This window comes from Dactylosporangium sp. NPDC049525, from assembly GCF_040676755.1.
Classification (GTDB): domain Bacteria; phylum Actinomycetota; class Actinomycetes; order Mycobacteriales; family Micromonosporaceae; genus Dactylosporangium.
On the sequence record NZ_JBFAPO010000141.1, the window covers coordinates 1 to 3,581 of the forward strand.

General features: G+C 73.4%; 4 protein-coding genes. 3 read left to right on the forward strand and 1 reads right to left on the reverse strand.

The genetic code is table 11. The features are described from left to right. Positions 1-129 precede the first annotated feature (129 nt). The gene (locus tag AB0K00_RS57565) at positions 130-408 is read right to left on the reverse strand and encodes a GlsB/YeaQ/YmgE family stress response membrane protein (RefSeq protein WP_363540163.1); all 279 of its coding nucleotides are present in this window, start codon (positions 406-408) and stop codon (positions 130-132) included. 126 nt (positions 409-534) lie between these two features. On the opposite strand from AB0K00_RS57565, the gene AB0K00_RS57570 reads away from it, so the two are divergent. The 3 genes from AB0K00_RS57570 to AB0K00_RS57580 all read left to right on the forward strand — a co-directional run bounded on the left by AB0K00_RS57570 (position 535) and on the right by AB0K00_RS57580 (position 3,415). Beyond that, the gene (locus AB0K00_RS57570; RefSeq protein WP_363540165.1) at positions 535-2,064 is read left to right on the forward strand and encodes an RtcB family protein; all 1,530 of its coding nucleotides are present in this window, start codon (positions 535-537) and stop codon (positions 2,062-2,064) included. A 64-nt stretch (positions 2,065-2,128) separates the two neighbouring features. Next, on the forward strand, positions 2,129-2,779 hold the full coding sequence (locus tag AB0K00_RS57575; protein WP_363540167.1) for a pyridoxamine 5'-phosphate oxidase family protein: 651 nt from the start codon (positions 2,129-2,131) through the stop codon (positions 2,777-2,779). 84 nt (positions 2,780-2,863) lie between these two features. After that, positions 2,864-3,415 carry a hypothetical protein gene (locus AB0K00_RS57580; protein WP_363540169.1) on the forward strand — a complete coding sequence of 184 codons (552 nt, stop codon included), beginning with the start codon at positions 2,864-2,866 and terminating at the stop codon, positions 3,413-3,415. The last annotated feature ends 166 nt before the right edge of the window (positions 3,416-3,581 follow it).

The following is a 3,581-nucleotide window of genomic DNA, read 5'->3' on the forward strand; positions in this document are numbered from 1 at the left end:
GGGGTCGTCGGGGGGGTCCTCCGCTCGGGTGTTCCCCACCGGCCGGCTTGTCCCGGGCGCGGTAACCCTCGTGGGGGCCCGGCGGCCGCCGGCCGGCCACCACTGATGCGTTCGTCGGGGTCTCGCGGGTTACAGGACCCGGCGGCCACGCCCGGAGACGCCGACCACCAGCGCCACACCCACGGCGGCGAGCAGCACCTGGACAAGGAGCTCGCCCCAGTCGACGCCCGGGGTGTCGGTGGAGATGCCGATCGCGTTCGCCAGGACGGTGCCCAGCAGCGCCGCGACGACACCGATGACCATGGTCAGCCAGATCGGAATGCTCTGCCGGCCCGGGACAACGAGCCGCCCGAGCGCGCCAACGATCAGACCGACGATCAGCGCGGTGATGATCCCAGTGACGGTCATTGCTCCTCCTCAACTCGACGTTGCAACCTGATCCAGTGATGCCCATGCGTGCGGAGATCGAAACGCGGGCCCGCACCGGCAAATCGGTCGACGGCGGGCGGCGGCCGTCCCTACCCTCGACAGATCATGTCGACGACCAAACGACCCGACCCGCGCCTGATCCGCACCGACGACTCCTGGCTCACCCTGCCCAACCCACACGGCGTGCCGGTGGAGATCTGCGCCGGGGCGGGCGTGCCGATCGAGTCCGCGGCCGTCGACGAGCTGCTCACCGTGCTGGAGACCGAGGCGACGCTGCGGACCCTCGCGGCCGCGACGCCGGGCCTTGCCGTCGAGCCCCGCATCGACCGGGTCGTGTGCACCCCCGACTTCCACAAGGGCGCCGGCATCCCGATCGGCACCGTGCTGCGTACCACGGGCGCGCTCATCCCGCAGGCGGTCGGCAACGACATCAACTGCGGCATGCGGGTCGAGGCGACCTCCCTGACCGTCGACCGGGTCCGCCCGCACCTCGACCGGCTGGAGCGGCACCTGCGGCACCTGTTCTTCGAGGGCGGCCGGCGCATCGGCCTCACCGCGGAGCACCGCGAGGGTCTGCTCCGCGACGGCCTGCCCGGACTGCTGGCGGCCGGGGTTCCCGGCACCGACGACGGGGCCTGGGGGCAGGTGTCCGCCGACGACCTCGAAGGGCTCGACGGGCGGCTGCACACCGCCGGGCACCCGGCCGCGTCCGCGGAGGGCTTCCGCGACTGGATCACCAGCGGTGGCGCCGGCGGTGGCGACGGCACCAGCTTCGACAGCATCATCGGCAGCGTCGGCGGTGGCAACCACTTCGCGGAGCTGCAGTACGTGTCGCAGATCCACGACGGCGCGGCCGCCTACGCCTGGGGGCTCGCGCCCGGGCGGGTGGTGCTGATGGTGCACAGCGGGTCGCTGTCCCTCGGGCACCAGGCCAACGCCACCGGCCAGGACCAGGCGCGGGCGCTGTGGCCGAAGGGCGTGCCGGCGCCCCGCAACAGGATCCTGCCGATGCTGCTCGACGAGGCCGGCGCGGCCCGCCGCGAGCGCTACCTGACCGCGTTCGCCAATGCGGCGAACTTCGCGATCGGCAACCGGTTCTTCCTGGCGCTGATGCTGCGGGCCGGGCTGGCCGCCGTCGCCGGTGACGTCGGCGCGCGGCTGGTGTACGACGCGCCGCACAACCTGCTGTGGCCCTCCGCCGACGGCACCGTCGTGCACCGCAAGGGCGCCACCCCGGCCGGCGGCCCCGGCGACGAGCACGCCTGGGGCGAGCCGGTCATCGTGCCGGGTTCGATGGGCGCGCCCAGCCACCTGCTGCGCGGCCTGGGCAACACCCGCGCGCTGCACAGCGCCTGCCACGGCGCGGGCCGCAGCGTCCCGCGGGGCTCCGCGTCTCGTGGCGGCGACGCCGAGCTCGACGCGTTCCTGGCGGAGTTCCGGGTCGTCACCCCGCTCAACCACCGCGACCCCGCGGTCGCCGGCCGGCGCGACATCATCGAGGCGTGGCGGCGCGACCTGAAGCAGGAGGCGCCGTGGGCGTACAAGGAGGTCGGGGCCGTCGTGCACAGCCTTGAGGAGGCCGGCGTGGCGATGCCGGTCGCCGAGCTCCGCCCGCTGCTCACCGTGAAGGGCTGAGCACCGACGTCGCACACCAGGTGCGACGCGCCGGCCTTCGGAGTCGGGAGACTGCGGATTCGTAGTGTCGACGTTGGAGGCAGCGGTGGACACGATGGCCGGCACGAGCATGCCCGGAACCGCGGGCGAGCACCTGCTGCAACAACGGTTCGGGACGGTCGAGCGGGCCGACCGCTTCTACCGGCAGCAGGTGCTGCCCGAACTCAACGCCGACATGACCGACTTCGTCGGCCGGCAGGAGATGATGTTCCTGGCCACCTCGAGCGCGCTCGGCCACTGCGACTGCACGTTCCGGGCGGGGCCGCCGGGGTTCGTGCGGGTCCTGGCCGCCGGCCGGCTCGCGTGGCCGGAGTACCGCGGCAACGGCGTCATGGCCAGCCTCGGCAACATCCTGGAGAACCCGAACGTCGGCCTGATCTTCGTCGACTTCCTCCGCGACGTGATCGGCCTGCACGTCAACGGCCACGCCACGATCGTGCCGGACCCGCAGATGCGCCGCGCGTTCCCGGACCTGCCGGTGGAGACGGTCCCCGGCCGCAAGGCGGAGCGGTGGGTGAACGTGCACGTCGAGGAGGCCTACATCCACTGCGCCAAGCACATCCCGCGGCTGCGGAAGGTCACCGCCGAGGAACGCGCCTGGGGCACCGACGACATGCAGCGCAAGGGCGGCGACTTCTTCAAGGCCGGCTCGGAGCAGGAACTCCAGGGACGTTGAACCACCGGACGGCTACAGTCGCCGGGTGCGCCAGTACGGCGTTTTCCTCCTCATCAGCTGGCCCTGGCGGGGGCGACGCTGTTCGTGGCGCTCGGCCGGGAGGGCTACGACCGGCTCAGCCAGGACCACCTGCTGCGGGCCGCTCCCCCGGCCGGGTCCGCGGTGGTGTGGCTCGGCGCCCTCGCGGTGGCCGGGACCCTCTTCGCGATCCCGCTGACGGAACTGCTGCGCCGCCGCACGGCCGGGCTGCCGCTGGAGCGGCTCGGCCGGCTCCTGGTCGGGCTGCAGGCGGTGCAGGTCGCGGCGATCGCCGGGTTCGCGCTCACCGGCCGGTTCGTGGCGGCCGCGGCCGCGTTCCTGCTCATCGGGGTGCTGCGGTCCGCCGCCGATCCACTGTGGACGACGTGGCTGATCACCCGGACGGCGCCGGCCAGCCGGGCCACCGTGCTGTCCGCGGTCGGGATGGTCGGGGCGCTCGGCGAGATCGCGGGCGGCCCGCCGGTCGGCTGGGTCGGCCAGCGGTTCTCCGTCGGCCGGGCCCTGCTGGCGTGCGCGCTGCTGACCGCGCCGGCGGTCGCGCTGCTGTCCGCGGCACTGTCCCGCAGTCGTTCGGAAGCTGTCACAGTGCACAGGTGAGCGTCGAGAGCTTCGATCCGCGCCGGGCCGCCGCGGCCGATCTGATCGCCTGGTGCACGGTGTACTGCGATCCTCGCCGCCCGCGGCGAACGCCCGATCCCCGCCGAGCAGATCCTCCGCGACCTGCGGATCAACCGCATCTTCGAGGGCTCGACCGAGATCATGC